The sequence below is a fragment of the Paenibacillus sp. JT31N17 genome (assembly GCF_056269255.1).
This window is the reverse complement of record NZ_JBWDNP010000011.1, coordinates 34,854-49,137: the sequence shown is the minus strand read 5'-3', so window position 1 is coordinate 49,137 and position 14,284 is coordinate 34,854. Positions and strand designations below refer to the sequence as shown.

Annotated in this window: 12 protein-coding genes; 9 read left to right on the top strand and 3 right to left on the bottom strand. The window is 51.4% G+C overall.

The window, feature by feature from the left end:
- The first annotated feature begins 36 nt into the window (after positions 1–36).
- The 5 genes from AC0YOB_RS26885 to AC0YOB_RS26865 all read left to right on the top strand — a co-directional run bounded on the left by AC0YOB_RS26885 (position 37) and on the right by AC0YOB_RS26865 (position 8,119).
- On the top strand, positions 37–1,014 hold the full coding sequence (locus AC0YOB_RS26885) for an ABC transporter permease (protein ID WP_475795382.1): 978 nt from the start codon (positions 37–39) through the stop codon (positions 1,012–1,014).
- 44 nt (positions 1,015–1,058) lie between these two features.
- Positions 1,059–1,925 (top strand): carbohydrate ABC transporter permease, encoded by an 867-nt coding sequence (locus AC0YOB_RS26880; RefSeq protein WP_475795381.1) that lies wholly within the window; start codon positions 1,059–1,061, stop codon positions 1,923–1,925.
- Between the two features lie 171 nt (positions 1,926–2,096).
- Positions 2,097–4,349, top strand: coding sequence for an AraC family transcriptional regulator (locus AC0YOB_RS26875; RefSeq protein WP_475795380.1), 2,253 nt, complete (start codon positions 2,097–2,099; stop codon positions 4,347–4,349).
- 114 nt (positions 4,350–4,463) lie between these two features.
- Positions 4,464–6,641 (top strand): glycoside hydrolase family 88/105 protein, encoded by a 2,178-nt coding sequence (locus AC0YOB_RS26870; RefSeq protein WP_475795379.1) that lies wholly within the window; start codon positions 4,464–4,466, stop codon positions 6,639–6,641.
- Between the two features lie 116 nt (positions 6,642–6,757).
- Positions 6,758–8,119 carry a glycoside hydrolase family 28 protein gene (locus AC0YOB_RS26865; protein ID WP_475795378.1) on the top strand — a complete coding sequence of 454 codons (1,362 nt, stop codon included), beginning with the start codon at positions 6,758–6,760 and terminating at the stop codon, positions 8,117–8,119.
- A 29-nt stretch (positions 8,120–8,148) separates the two neighbouring features.
- On the opposite strand, the gene AC0YOB_RS26860 is transcribed toward AC0YOB_RS26865, so the two are convergent.
- Positions 8,149–8,787 (bottom strand): NADPH-dependent F420 reductase, encoded by a 639-nt coding sequence (locus AC0YOB_RS26860; protein ID WP_475795377.1) that lies wholly within the window; start codon positions 8,785–8,787, stop codon positions 8,149–8,151.
- Positions 8,788–8,915: 128 nt separating this feature from the next.
- On the opposite strand from AC0YOB_RS26860, the gene AC0YOB_RS26855 reads away from it, so the two are divergent.
- On the top strand, positions 8,916–9,245 hold the full coding sequence (locus AC0YOB_RS26855) for a winged helix-turn-helix transcriptional regulator (protein ID WP_475795376.1): 330 nt from the start codon (positions 8,916–8,918) through the stop codon (positions 9,243–9,245).
- Positions 9,246–9,408: 163 nt separating this feature from the next.
- Here AC0YOB_RS26855 and AC0YOB_RS26850 read toward each other — a convergent pair whose 3' ends face one another.
- Positions 9,409–9,615, bottom strand: coding sequence for a hypothetical protein (locus tag AC0YOB_RS26850; RefSeq protein WP_475795375.1), 207 nt, complete (start codon positions 9,613–9,615; stop codon positions 9,409–9,411).
- A gap of 275 nt (positions 9,616–9,890) precedes the next feature.
- Here AC0YOB_RS26850 and AC0YOB_RS26845 point away from each other — a divergent pair, with 275 nt between their 5' ends.
- Entirely contained in the window at positions 9,891–11,663 is a 1,773-nt protein-coding gene (locus tag AC0YOB_RS26845; RefSeq protein ID WP_475795374.1) for a methyl-accepting chemotaxis protein, read from the top strand.
- 109 nt (positions 11,664–11,772) lie between these two features.
- On the opposite strand, the gene AC0YOB_RS26840 is transcribed toward AC0YOB_RS26845, so the two are convergent.
- Positions 11,773–12,321 carry a HupE/UreJ family protein gene (locus AC0YOB_RS26840; protein ID WP_475788210.1) on the bottom strand — a complete coding sequence of 183 codons (549 nt, stop codon included), beginning with the start codon at positions 12,319–12,321 and terminating at the stop codon, positions 11,773–11,775.
- Positions 12,322–12,576: 255 nt separating this feature from the next.
- Here AC0YOB_RS26840 and AC0YOB_RS26835 point away from each other — a divergent pair, with 255 nt between their 5' ends.
- Both AC0YOB_RS26835 and nikR read left to right on the top strand, forming a co-directional pair.
- A complete protein-coding gene (locus tag AC0YOB_RS26835; RefSeq protein ID WP_475795373.1) occupies positions 12,577–13,554 on the top strand; it encodes a YpdA family putative bacillithiol disulfide reductase in 978 nt (325 codons plus the stop codon).
- 118 nt (positions 13,555–13,672) lie between these two features.
- Positions 13,673–14,119, top strand: a complete 447-nt coding sequence (nikR, locus tag AC0YOB_RS26830) for a nickel-responsive transcriptional regulator NikR (RefSeq protein ID WP_475795372.1) — start codon at positions 13,673–13,675, stop codon at positions 14,117–14,119.
- The last annotated feature ends 165 nt before the right edge of the window (positions 14,120–14,284 follow it).

The window sequence follows — 14,284 nt, the reverse complement described above, 5'->3', positions numbered from 1 at the left end:
GCTGCCCGATTAATCATCCGAGAAAGGAGAAATGTCATGACAACGTTAAGCCAGCAGCAATCTCCGCCGCAGGGCGCATCAAGCTTCCCTTTATCGCGGCAATCCCGTTTAAGAAAACTGTGGAAAGACCTGCAGCGTGATAAATATCTGTATCTGCTGGCCTTGCCGGGTCTTCTTTTCTTTCTGATATTCAAGTATTTCCCATTGGGCGGAATCGTGATTGCCTTTCAGAATTACTCCCCGTTTGCGGGAATAACAGGGAGCGAGTGGGCCGGGTTGGAGCATTTCAGACGATTTTTCTCCAATCCCGAATTTATGCTCCTTTTCCGGAACACGATGGCGATTAATCTGATGAGCCTGATCTTTTTCTTCCCTCTGCCGATCATCCTTTCACTCATGCTCAATGAAGTGAGGAACATGGTCTACAAGCGGGTGGTTCAATCCGTCGTCTATATGCCCCACTTTCTGTCATGGGTGATTATCTCCGGCCTCACCTTCCTGCTGTTTGCCACGGGCGAAGGTCTGGTCAACAAGGTCCTGGAGGCGATTGGAGGGGCCAGGATCGACTTTCTGACCAATGCCGACCTGTTCTGGGTTATGCTGACGCTCCAATCGATCTGGAAGGAATGCGGCTGGGGTACAATTCTGTTTCTGGCGGCCATGGCAAGCATAGATCCCGGGGTGTATGAAGCGGCCCGCATGGACGGTGCCAGCAGAATCAGACAGATGTGGCATGTTACGCTTCCGGCGATCCGCAGTGTAATCGTTGTCCTGCTGATCCTAAGGCTTGGCCATATGATGGACGTCGGCTTCGAGCAGGTGTTTCTCATGTACAATGGCGCGGTATCGGAAGTGGCGGAGGTATTTGACACTTACGTGTACAGGGTCGGAATCCAGCAGGGACAGTTCAGTTACAGTACTGCAGCAGGCTTGTTCAAGTCGGTTGTCGGATTGACGCTGGTCCTGGCAGCCAACTGGCTGTCCAAGAAAATGGGTGAGGATGGCGTATATTGACAAGACTCCATGAAAGCACCCGAAGCCTTACAAGGAGGGGTACGATGAGAACCGGTCTGGGAGATCGCATGTTTAGCGTAATGAATGTCACTTTGCTCGGCTTGATTGCCGTTGTGTCTGCCTTTCCTCTGTACTATGTGTTTGTCGTTTCTTTTACCGATCCCACGGAATACGTAACCAAAAACTTTGTCCTGTTCCCGACAAAATGGTCGCTTGAATCCTATAAATTCCTGTTTTCCACAGGCGCCTTTACACATTCCATCGGCGTCAGCGTGTATGTCACGGTGGTGGGAACAGCCTGCAGCCTGGTGGTGACTGCAGCATTTGCCTATACGCTGTCGCGCAAAAGATTGCGCGGAAGGCAGATTATTTTGCTGCTAATCCTGCTTACGGTCCTGTTCAGCCCGGGCATTATTCCTAACTATCTGATTGTTCGTGAATTGAATCTGATTGACAGTCTCTGGTCGCTGATTCTTCCGGCACTGGCCAGCGGATGGAACGTGATCCTGATGAAAAATTTTTTCGACAATATTCCAGCCGAGCTGGAGGAGTCGGCGGCCATGGACGGCTGCAACGATCTGTCGATCTTCATCCGTATAATCCTGCCGTTGTCGCTTCCTTCGCTGGCCGCCTTCGGGTTGTTCTACGCGGTCGGGTACTGGAACCAGTTCTTCAATGCCTTGATTTACATTAACGACGCGTCCAAATGGCCGATGCAGGTTATGCTGCAGAATATTCTGCTTAACGCCAACAACAGCGAGCTGAGCACGGATGCAACGGCGATTGCCCCGCCAACGGAAACGCTCAAAATGGCGGCCGTCATCGTTGCCACAGTTCCGATTCTTCTTGTTTATCCGTTTCTGCAGAAGCACTTTGCCAAAGGTGCGATGGTAGGCTCGGTCAAAGGATAAGCCAGGGGCCGGGTCGGTCGGCTATAAAGGATTCCATCTTTGTACTGTCGAAATGGGTCATATAAAAACGAAATTTTGGAAGGTGAACTCTCCTTGACAGGATTCTGGAAGCCACGACTCGGTAAAGCTAGTAAATTTAAATCGAAAAGCCGCTTTTATCGCAGAAATCTGGTGCTGATTCTGCTTGTTGCCAGCTTCCCCGGCTTGATTATCGGCTTTTGCACCTACTGGATTGCGACTGATAAATTGGAGGGAGAGCTGCAGCGTCTGCATATCGATCAGATTGATCAAGGGGCCGCGGTCATTGACGATCAGCTGAATTATCTGGAGCTTACGATGTCGCACTGGGCGTTTGATCCCAAGTTTGAAGACGAGAAATTGAAAACGCTTAACATCGGCTATGATTTCGAGCAGGTGAAGGATTTGTATCGAACCCTGCTCCTGATGGAGGGAACCCATCCTTTTCTGCAGAAGGTGCAGCTGTTTCTCAATGAACCGCAGCCGGTTCTCTTCTCGACGGAAAGGTTTACTTATATCGACCAGCCTGGGGACGCCGAGATCTACAGCACGTTGTTAAACCAGAAAAAGTCGGCTTTCTGGACAAATCAATATGGTACCGAGGATACCATTGCTCTTGTCAACAAAATACCCGGAGGCAGCCTCAAGCCGTTCGGCATGATCATTGCAACAATCAACACAAGCAAGCTGATTCAGTCTCTGAAGACGCTGACTCCAACCCATGAGGGAGTGACGCTGTTGTTGAATAAGAACGGGGGACTGGAGATGTCGACGAGCGGGAAGCCGTTCTCAAGGCTGGAAGAGGCGCTGAAGCAGGAATATGAAGCGCACAGCTCCAGATCGGAATCTTTTCTGTTTCCGTACAAGGATAAGAGCTATTCCGTTTCCTACGGCCAGTTCAATCGTCTCGGCTCAACCTGGGTGTACATCTCGGCGACGCCGCTCAGCTCTATTGTCGCCCCTGTCGTGATGGTATCCAAATGGATTCTGTACATCAGCTTGACTGGTCTGACCATTGCTCTACTGATGTCGTCGTTTGTTTTGCGGCGTATCTATTCCCCGGTGGAACGGCTTGTGGCCTTGTTGACCGGAGGCAAGGGCTCCGAGTACAGCGATGAATTCGATATGTTCGAGGTGGAATGGAAGCATCTGGCCAGTGAGCGGGAGCTGCTTCACTCGAAGCTGAAGGAACAGCTTCCGGTTCTGCGCGAAGGGTTCTTCCTGCAGCTGGCGCAGGGCTATTTGTTTGCTCTGGGCGAAAATGAGATAAAGGGGCGAATCCGGCATTATGGCTGGGAAAATGATAATGTGCAGTATGTAGCGCTCATGTTCCGTTTGACCGGGTTCTCCGGTCTTGAGGGGCGATTCTCGCTTGGCGATGAGGATCTGGTTACTTACGCGACGGCCAACATCGTCGACGAGCTGGCAAGAAAGCAGTATGAGCAGGCGGAAGTGATCAATTTCCACAACTTCTCTATCGGCTTGCTGCTGGCACTGCCGAGCGAACAGCCTGTCAAGTGGTTGAATGCCGATCTGGATCTGTTCTGCCGGGAGCTGATGCGGACCATAAATCATATTATCAGGATGCAGGTTACGGTCGCGATCAGCAAATCAGTGTACAGCGTCAAGCAGATTCCGCATATTTTTGAGGAAGTCAGACAGGCAATGGCATACCGCGAGCTGATCGACGACGATAACCAGATACTATGGACCGAGGAGCTGGCGAAATCAAGCCTGCTCATGGAGAGCAGTTACCCGTTCTCCCTCGACAAAGAGATCATCAACGCTATCCGCAGCGGTCTGGAGGAGACCGCGGGCGAGTTGATCAGCCAGTTCATGGACGATTTGTCGGCCAACGGCTCGACTGAATTTTATATTCAACAGGGCATGCTGCAGCTGCTCGGCAGTATCCGTTATGCTGCGCTGCAATCGGGCATGAACCCCGTTCGATTATTCGGGAGTGTCAGTCTCTTCGATGAACTGGCCGGGATCAAGGAGCGGGACGAAATGCAGAAATGGTTCCGGCATAAGGTGGTCAAGGTGCTGGTTCAGGAGATGATCAGCAGGCAGGATTACCACTTGAAGCATATTATTGAGAAGGTCATTCTTTTTTTGAACGAACAATATATGACCGGACTATCGCTTGAATCATGCGCTGACAGGTTTGAAACGAGTCCGTATACGCTCAGCCGGGCGTTCAAGCAGATAGCAGGCATCAACTTCATCGATTACCTGACCGATATTCGAATCCGGAACGCCAAGCTGCTCCTTCTGGACCCCGACCTGAAAATTAATGAGGTCGCAGAGAAGGTTGGCTATCAGCACAGCTACTTCAACCGTATTTTCAAAAAATATGAGGGCATTACACCCAGCAGCTACCGCGAGCTGAACCGGCAAGGAAAATGACAGCGGGATCATCCCGCCCAAAGCGCCAAACGGCAGGAAGGCGCATATTACAACGCAGGGACAAGCATGCCGTTGAGTGTTCCTGCAATAATGCGACAGGAGGTTCTTTAAGCCATGAATGAAGCGTATATAAATGAGCATGACAGCATATTTACGGCGTGTGGCGGAAGCGTGGGCGGGGCATTAACAACGGTAACGAATCGCTACATCGGCAATCATCCGCAGCATCCCATGACCTGCCGGGCCTTCAATGCCGACGGGATACTGAAAAAGCACGATTACAGCTATGATTTCAATCTGACGGAGCGCTTTCCCGATATGCAAAACGGGCAGTACATCTATGCCTGGTCCAAATTCTGGAGTGAGCAATCCGCACCCATGACCTTTATATTGCATTGCTATGGACCCCTTCAATTTTTTGCAAACGGGGCTTCCGTATATAAAGCGAATCTGGCCGATGAATTGAATGCCAAGCGGAGAATACCCGTAACCGTACCTTTGAACAAGGGCTGGAACCATTTTGTCATCCTGTTTACGAAGACTGAGGCTGGCTGCGGGGGCTCCTTCGGACCCGGCTCATACAAGAGCAATCCGACCTATGTGCTGGCCCCGTCACCAGAGAGAAACGGGCACGAGGGCTGGATATACAGCGGACCGCAGGACAAGCGCCAGGAGCTGCCCGGTCCGCAAACCAAAGAGGGTGACAGCGGAATCGTCTGGTATCCGCGCCTGCAGTGGGGTGAGCGGGATCACTTGCATCCCATGGCACGCATATTTGGAGATTTGAACAACCGTTATGCCGTAGCCTGGACGAAATTAACCTGTACCCTGGACGGCGCCTCCTCTATTGTACTGAAAGGCCGGGCAGCGGGAATCACAGAGATATTCATCGACGGGAACAAAATAGCCGAACAGACGACAGGGGATTTTTCCATACCGCTCGATCTCTCATACGGCCGGCACGATCTGCATATCCGCTGCGCCGGCACCATGGAGAATTGGGGATTCCGGCTGGATGAGCTGCCTGCAGGAGTCCTCTTGGCGACGCCTTATCCCGTGGAGGGCGGAGCGGACGAGTGGTTATATGCCGGCCCGCTCGAAGCGGATGAGCCGCTGCCGCCAACCGGGACGGCTTATACGCTGATCGATACGAAAGCGGGCGGCACCTTCTGGCGGCTGGATCAGCCCAATACCTGGGTGCGCCTCTTCGCGGATAACACATTGTTCGGCAGATGGAATTATCCGCTTGGCGTTACGCTCTACGGTTTGCTGCAAACCGGCAGACTGCTCGATCGCGGGGATGTGACGGCCTATGTGCGAAGCCATATCGAAGCCTGCACGCGGCTGTACCGTTATGCCATGTGGGACAAGCAGCAGTTCGGGGCGTCGGGTGTGCTCAATACGCTCGCTACACTTGACAGTCTGGACGACTGCGGCTCCTTCGGGGCTACCATGCTGCTGGCGCTTCAGGAGCATGGCATGAACGGAGCTGACGAGATCGCAGAGTTGATCGCGGATTACATCTCTGGCGAACAATACCGGCTTCCGACGGGGGCCTTGTACCGCAAGCCGCGAATCGCCGATTTTACCCATGAAACGGTCTGGTGCGACGATCTGTATATGAGCGTGCCTTTCCTTTGCCGCTATTATCAGCGCACCGGCGACATCCGCTATATTGAGGACGCGGTCAACCAGCTCCTTCAGTTCAGGAAGCTGATGTATATTCCGCATCTGCAGGTCATGTCCCATGTGTATGACCTCACTTTGAACAAACCCACCGTGGTGGCATGGGGGCGGGGTAATGGCTGGGTGCTGTTCTCGCTCTCCGAGCTGCTGGCGGCTCTGCCGGAAGATCATGAACAGCGCCGGGAGCTGCTGCGCTATTTTAATGAGCTGTGCGAAGGGTATTTGCGGCTGCAGGGGGTGAATGGCCTGTGGCATCAGGTGCTGACCGATGCGGAATCGTATCAGGAGACTTCCTGCACCTCGATGTTTATATATGCCTTTGCGCGCGGCATTCGCTTCGGCTGGTTAACCGGCAAGCAGCGGTATGTCGAAGCGGTCCTGAAGGGCTGGAAGGGTATGACGCAGATCTCCATCGACAAAACAGGCAATGTTTACGGCGTATGCAGGGGCTCCGGGTATTCATTCAATGGAGACTACTACAAGGATGACCTGCCTTGGCTGCTTAATGATACGCACGGTATTGGAATCGTGCTGCTTGCGGGGATCGAGGTTCTGCAAATGGAGCAGATGCTTGCCGGGATGCATGCGGCTCCCCTTGGAAGCTAGTGGCTGTGACTCACCAGGAGGTTAACCCGCGGAAACCCTTGTGAACCCCTTCATGCGGATGCTTTGGCTGGAGCTTGAAAAAAATGAACTGCTTTGCGGAGACGGGCGGGAAGGAAATGAGACGAAACGAAGTTTTCTTGGTGAATGATTATGGCGCGGCTGCGGACGGAGACACGCTGGCCACCGCTTCAATTCAGGAGGCTATCGACGCTGCATGGGGCGCAGGCGGGGGCCGGATTGAATTTGCTCCGGGCTCCTATTTGACGGGGGCTCTGTTTCTTAAGTCCAATGTGCAGCTGCATTTGGCTGAAGGTGTGGAGCTGCGCGGTGCCGCAGGCGAGGAGGACTACCCTGAGCTATGGTCGCGTGTTGCCGGCATCGAGATGAACTGGTACAGCGCATTGATCAACATTTGCGGTCAGGAGAACGCAAGCATAACCGGCAAGGGGACCATAGACGGTCAAGGCAGCTGCTGGTGGGATAAATATTGGAGCATGCGCAAGGTATATACGGAGCAGGGGCTGCGCTGGGCCGTCGATTACGACTGCAAAAGGCCGCGGAACATTCTGGTTATCGATTCGTCCCGGATCGAACTGAAGGATTTCACCTCCCTCCGCTCGGGCTTCTGGAACGTGCATATCTGCTACTCCGAGCACGTAACGGTATCGGGTCTGACGATCCGTGAGAACCAGGGTCCCAGCACCGACGGGATCGATATTGATTCATCCTCACATGTTCTGGTGGAGAACTGCTTCATCGATTGCAACGATGATAATATTTGTATTAAAGCCGGGCGCGACGCCGATGGACTGAGGGTCAACCGGCCCGCCGAGGATATCGTGATCCGCAATTGCATAACGGGAGCGGGAGCCGGCATCACCCTTGGCAGCGAGACATCCGGGGGCATTCGCAATGTAGAGATATACAACATCAAATCTGTCGGGACGAGCAACGGCCTGCGGTTTAAATCGGCGCGGAACCGCGGAGGCCTGATTGAGAATATACGGGTCCATGACCTGGAGATGAGCGATGTGCGCAATCCGTTCAGCTTCCTGCTGAACTGGAACCCCAGCTACAGCTATGCTCAAATTCCGGAAACCTGGGAGGGCGAGGTCCCTGTTCATTGGCAGGTTCTCGCAGAGCCCGTGCTGCCCGAGCAGCGGGGAATACCGGAGTTCCGCAATGTGGAGATCATTAATGTCACGGTCAGGAATAATCTGCTCCCCGGTTCCGGCAGACCCGTATCCTATGCCTTCGAGGTGGAGGCGTATCCTGAAAAGCCGATCAGCGGCATCCGCTTGAGCAATATCTTGATAGAAAGCCATGCAGCCGGCACAATTTCGCATGCGAAGGACTGGACAATGAACAATGTGGTTATTCGCACATTGGATGGCGTCAATGTCCGCTTGGACCATTGTGAAGGCGTTGATTTGCCGGAAGTGGAGCGCTTTGTTTTCAAAACCTTGGAAGACTCTTAGACTGGAAATCCTGGCCTGAGCCGCGATTATTAATCTCTCAGCAGGGCAAATGCCGCGCCAGGCGACCGAAGCCGGATTTCGCTTATGACGCAAGCAAGCATGATGGATTCCTGCAGCCGGCTTTGCCGGATATCGCCCAGGTCGACGACGTCCTTCCACCCCAGATCGTTCAGGAGGGACGCGGCCTGGTTTTTGGCATGCTGTTCATTGCCGGACATAAACATGACGGGTACGCCTTCCCGGTATGCCGGCTGCACCATTCTTTTGTCGCTGACCGTATTGAGTGTTTTAACGACGCGGCTCTCCGGCAGCATCTGCTGCATGATTTCACCCGCTGACGTATTGTCGTACAGCAGCCGTGGACCGCTGCTGAACTCAACTGCATTGCTTACATCAATAACTGTTTTGTTCTTCATGTATGATTGATCAATGTTTTCAAGCACATCCGCCGCGCATGACCAGGGAAGCGCCACAACAATGAGTTCACCGAACCGGGCCGCTTCGTTGAAGGAAACGACGTCCCCTTGTCCGCCTGCTGCTTGCTTCCATGCCCCGTGCTTCGCATGCTGCGGGTCGCGGCTGCTGATTGCCGCATAATGGCCGGCCCGTATCAGGCCATTGCCTATAACTGCCCCTGCGCTGCCTGCCCCGATGATTCCGATATTCACAAACATCCTCTCCTCTCAAGATGAGATTATAAGAGCTTATGATGGGGCGGACAATAAGGCACTTTTTGGTTTCCAGTATCCGCGAACTGATATCGGGTATAATGGTTTTAAAAAAATGAGGTGATTCGATGCCTGTTAAGCCTAACGAATGTCCGGTCGAGATTGTATTTTCCCTCTTGAGCGGGAAGTGGAAAATCCCCATATATAGACACTTATATAAGAATGGCCCTGTGCGATATACCGAACTGCGCCGGCATCTGCCATCCATTTCAAAAAAGATGCTGACGGAGCAGCTCCGGGAGCTTGAGGCTGACGGCATAATTGACAGGGAAATTTATAGCGGAATGCTGCCGAAGGTAGAATATTCATTGACTCCGCGTGGACGGTCGATGATATCCTTTCTTGACAAGATGAGCGAGTGGGGGGTTAAGCACTTTTCTTCGGAGCATTCACAATGACAGAGGGTAGCGGGAGAAAAAGAGGCCCCCTGATCCGGAGCTTCCGCTTTAACAGGCCGATATAAATGGTACGGAGTCAGACAAATAAGATTGAAGTATCGTATCGCAAGAGGAAGCCTGTTTCAAGGCTTCCTCTCCGGAAGCGGCGCATTCGTCTCTATAGTTAATGAGCGGCAGTAGACTGCGGACCGCTATTCCATGCCTTGATCTCCAGTTTGCTTTTGTGGCCCCATTTTTTGCCCAGCTTTTTCAGGAAACTGCTATTCTTCCGCTCCTCCTGCATCATTCGCAGGCCTCTCATCAGCATTAGGTGTCTGCGATCGTCATCGTGACTCAGCTTCCGCATTTCTTCGAAATATTCGCCATTCATGCTGTTTCGCACTCCTTCTAGGTGGTTTCTTCAAAAGGTAAATCTTTAGTCCTGGTTACTAATACCTATTATATCGGACGCCACTGAACAAATTCTGAAAGAATCCGGGTTTTTGTGACATATTATGGTACAAATATGAAGGAATTGTGACAAAATGCATCAGGCTATTTTGCATTTACATATATACATATAGGTACTGGAAGCCGATATAAGCAGCATGGTCGTTTTATGGCAGCAGGCAGCAGGAATGATATTGTGCAATCCGAAGGGACTGGATGAAGATTATGAAGGGGTTTGTGTGGTTTAGAAAACGCTTAACATTACGGATTGCAGCGGTGGTCATGGCGGTCTTTCTCCTGTTATCGTCATGTTATATCTGGCTGCAAATCAGCAATACGAAAACCGCGGCCAAGGAGGCGATTACGAGCTATGGCACGCGTATGGCCGGCAGCTATTCCAGCCATCTCGATACGCAAAGACTGGAGCAATTTTTAGCCGATCCGCAGGAAAACGAATTGTATTGGACGATCCGGCAGGGGCTTGACCGGTTCCGTGCGCAAATCGGCGCCCTGTATGTGTATATTGTCCAAATAGACGCAAGCCAGCGTCCGCTGATTATGATCGATGGCCAGCCGAAGGATTCGGACTCCGCATCTCCGATCAATGAAGTAACGGATATTCCCGCGGATGCGGTCAAGTCGCTGCTGGCTGGCAGCCCGGCAAATTCGCCGGTAATCGATAACCCGCAGTACGGCAAATATATTTCCTCGTACGCACCGATCAAACGTCCGGACGGCACGGTCATCGGCGTGCTTGGAATCGATACGGAAGCCGCGGTTATTGAAAGCATCGCAAGCGGCGCCATACGCGAAAGCCTTCCCTTTTATCTGCTCATCATCGTGATGACCTTGCTGGGACTCGCGCTTATCGTATGGGTGCTCTTCCGCGCATTCCGTCCGCTTAAATGGATTGTATCCGGAGCGGAGAATATAGCGGCTGGCGAATTTGCCAAAGCAAACCGGCAGATGCTTGAGCATCCTGTTCGGTCGGAGGATGAGGTGGGTGCCATGTACAGGGCAATCGTCAACATGTCAACCAGCTTGAACACGATCGTCGGCGGTATGGTATCGAACATTGCCCAGACATCCGCGCAGGTCGCCCAATCCTCGGACCGGTTTGCGGCGGAAGCCCAGCATTTGCTTGAAATGAATACCAGAGTCAGCGAAGCTTCGGGCCTGGTGGCCGAGGGCGCAAGCGCCCAGCGCATCAGCTCGGAAGAAAGCGCGGGCTCGATGGGGGAGATTGCGGCTATTATCCAGCGGATCTCCGAAGCGGCATCTGCGGTATCGGACGCATCCGTACAGGCCCTCGAAAGCGCGGAATCCGGCAGGCATTCCGTCGGACGAATGAACAGGCAGATCCGCACGATTTCTGCGGCTACGGAGGAAGCTGCCTTGCGGGTGGCGACTCTGCGCAATTATTCGGTCGAGATCGAAGGAGCGTTGGCGGCCATTTCCCAAATTGCCAACCAGACGAAGCTGCTTGCGCTCAATGCATCTATTGAGGCGGCGCGGGCCGGCGAGCACGGTACCGGATTCGCGGTTGTTGCAGGGGAAGTAAGAAAGCTGGCGGATGAGGCTTTCGTCTCCACGGAGCTGATAGCGTCATTGCTGCAAAATGTTCAAAGCGAATCGCTTCGCATCAGCGAGGCGATGGAGAATGGCGCAAGAGAAGTGCATACGGGGGAATCGCTATCCGTGGAGGCGGACGAGTCGTTTACGCATGTGGTGGAAATGTTCCGGTTAGTGACTGGACAAATTCAAGAAATTTCCGCTGGAACCGAGCAAATGACAGCCGGCTCCGAAGAGGTTCTGGCATCCAGCGTCACGATCGCCGAAATCGCCAAAGCATCGTCCGACCAGACGCTTCAGATCCGGGAGCTGACGGATCAGCAGCTGCGCATCGTCCGGCAGTTTGCCGATTCCGCCGCAGAGCTGAGCGGGACGACGCATCATTTGCTTGCGGCTGTCAAGCAGGTAAAGGTGTAACTCGAACAAAAAAACGAGCCTTGGAAACAATCTGGGGGCTCGTTTTTTTTGTCTGGTTTTCAGTACAGAAACAGCGGGCTTCAGGTGCTGCTTCCCCCAATTAAGGAGTTTAGAAGAATACGCGCTGGGACAACCAGATTCCACCCAAAACAAAGGCCAATGCGGAACCTGCGATAACGGCATTTCTGGAAAACTTCCATTTGTGCATCATCATGAGCAGAGGGAGGGCAACGCCGACCAACGTGATCTGAACAACCTCGATTCCGAGATTGAAGCTGAGCAAATCCACAGCCAGCTGGCTTTTGGGAAGATTCATTCCTTTAAGAATGTCAGCAAAGCCCATTCCATGGATTAAGCCGAAGAAGAACGTCAGCACCCAACGGTGACTGACCTGTTTGCGAATAATATTATCGATGGCGACAAAACAGATGCTCAAAGCGATGGCAGGCTCGACAATCCGGGGAGATATATCAATAATTCCCAATACAGTCAATGATAACGTGATGCTGTGAGCGATCGTAAAAGCGGTGATCATGCCCGTATACTGTTTGAACGTCTGCCTCGCAACAACGAGAGAAAACAAAAATAATAAATGATCGTACCCGGATAAAATATGGTTCATGCCAAGTGTAAAGAAAGAATACCAACCTGAGTTCACTTATTTTCCTCCTCGAATGATACCAAGTTCATTTGCCGTTTCTGGATGAAAGAAGACTGCTTTATGCAGTATACCGTAAGGGAAATGGGAGAATATATCGATTTATGTCATCAAAATATTAAAAAATTATGTAGAATATTCTCTATTATGATCGGATTTTAAATGCAATAACCCGAATTAATTTGTAAATGAAGTGGAATGTCAAGTAAAATGACACAAGAATGACGTAATCACAATGAACAAAGGGGAAATCAGATGAGAGAAGCTATCATAATAGGCGGCGGCCCATGCGGACTTTCTGTCGGGATGGCCTTGCAGGAGCAAGGAATTGATTACTTGATACTTGAGAAAAGGGCCATTGTAAATACGATTCTTTCATTTCCTGCTAATATGCGTTTTTATAGTACAAGCGACAGGCTGGAAATCGGCAATGTTCCTTTTTTATCAGAAGAAGAACGTCCCACCCGACATGAGGTAATGCGCTATTATCGCGCTGTCGTTACAAGGCAGCAAATGAATATTCTAACGTTTCATCATGTCATAAGGGTCGGGCGTTCATCGGACGGCTTTCTCGTTCTTACCCATAATCATCTTGGGAAAGAGGAAGTGTTTGAAGCAAGAAGGATCGTAATCGCAACAGGGATATATGATCACCCGAGACTGTTAGGGGTTCCGGGCGAGAACTTATCCAAAGTGATGCATTACTATACGGAAGGACACTCTTATTCGGGAAGGTCTGTTCTTGTAGCGGGAGGCAAAAATTCCGCTGTTGAAGCAGCAATCGACTTATATCGCAGCGGAGCGCAAGTATCGTTGGTTCACCGTGGCGCTACGGTTTATCAAGGTATTAAGCCCACTCTGCTGCTCGATATACGGAATTTGATTGAAAAAGGAAGAATCGGGTTTTACTCCGAGTCGGCAATCACGCGTATTGAAGAAGAGCAGGTATTCGTCCAAAGCGGGAATGAGCAAATTAAAATCCAAAATGATTTTGTATTTTCCTTAATCGGGTATCAGCCGGACCTTTCGATGCTGAACGATCTGGGGATTATGTTAGATCATCAAACTCAAATTCCGCTCTTTGACCCTGAAACGTATGAAACCAATGTGGCGGACATATTTGTTGCCGGCGTCGTTACGGGAGGAATAACCAATAAAGTGTTTATTGATGATGGACGGCTTCATGGGCCGAAAATTGCTGAAAAAATTGCGGCCGATATCGGCAGGAAATAGGAAGGATGCCGTATTTTGGATAAAATGCCCGGTCTGATGCTGCTCGAACGGATGCATTTTTCATTTCATATCGCCTATGATACAATTTAGTGAAATGAAGGCAGGGCAGGGTGGTTTTATGGCAGACAAGGAAGAACTGATCCGGTTCGGAGTGGCGTTTCCGGCTCCGTTAATCGAGCAGTTCGATCATTATATTGAGGAACAAGGCTATACGAACCGGTCCGAAGCGATTCGGGATATGGCCAGAAAAGCGATGCTGGATCCTGCGAAGCTTCCATCCGATGCGCATGTTGCCGGCACCATAGTCATGGTATACGACCATCACATCCGGGATCTTCCTCTTCTACTGACAGAGCTCCAGCACCAGTTCCACCACGACATTATATCCACGATGCATGTTCACCTGAACCATAACCAGTGCCTGGAGGTCATCGTCGTTCGGGGCCGCCTATCGAGGCTTCGCACGCTCCATCATCAGATACAAGTACAAAAAGGCGTACATTATGCCGAGCTTTCCGTTACTTATGCGGAGGAACAAGGCTTGGAGATTCATGATCATAAATAAAAACCAAAATATGCGATCGTCCCAAAAAGAGGCGGTCGTTTTTTTGTTGAAATATTCCAATATTTTTGAGCATGCCGGTGAAAAAGTGAGTGATTCCCTTTTTTTGTTGTGCTACAATTTACTAAAAACGTGCCACATGGGATGGAGTGGGAGAAACGTGAGGAA

Bases quoted from the DNA above. Each gene is read 5' to 3' on its own strand.
- AC0YOB_RS26850 (WP_475795375.1), bottom strand. From the start codon at position 9,615: ATGAATGGCGAATATTTCGAAGAAATGCGGAAGCTGAGTCACGATGAC.
- AC0YOB_RS26865 (WP_475795378.1), top strand. From the start codon at position 6,758: ATGAGACGAAACGAAGTTTTCTTGGTGAATGATTATGGCGCGGCTGCG.
- AC0YOB_RS26870 (WP_475795379.1), top strand. From the start codon at position 4,464: ATGAATGAAGCGTATATAAATGAGCATGACAGCATATTTACGGCGTGT.
- AC0YOB_RS26885 (WP_475795382.1), top strand. From the start codon at position 37: ATGACAACGTTAAGCCAGCAGCAATCTCCGCCGCAGGGCGCATCAAGC.
- AC0YOB_RS26880 (WP_475795381.1), top strand. From the start codon at position 1,059: ATGAGAACCGGTCTGGGAGATCGCATGTTTAGCGTAATGAATGTCACT.
- AC0YOB_RS26835 (WP_475795373.1), top strand. From the start codon at position 12,577: ATGAGAGAAGCTATCATAATAGGCGGCGGCCCATGCGGACTTTCTGTC.
- nikR (WP_475795372.1), top strand. From the start codon at position 13,673: ATGGCAGACAAGGAAGAACTGATCCGGTTCGGAGTGGCGTTTCCGGCT.
- AC0YOB_RS26845 (WP_475795374.1), top strand. From the start codon at position 9,891: ATGAAGATTATGAAGGGGTTTGTGTGGTTTAGAAAACGCTTAACATTA.
- AC0YOB_RS26855 (WP_475795376.1), top strand. From the start codon at position 8,916: ATGCCTGTTAAGCCTAACGAATGTCCGGTCGAGATTGTATTTTCCCTC.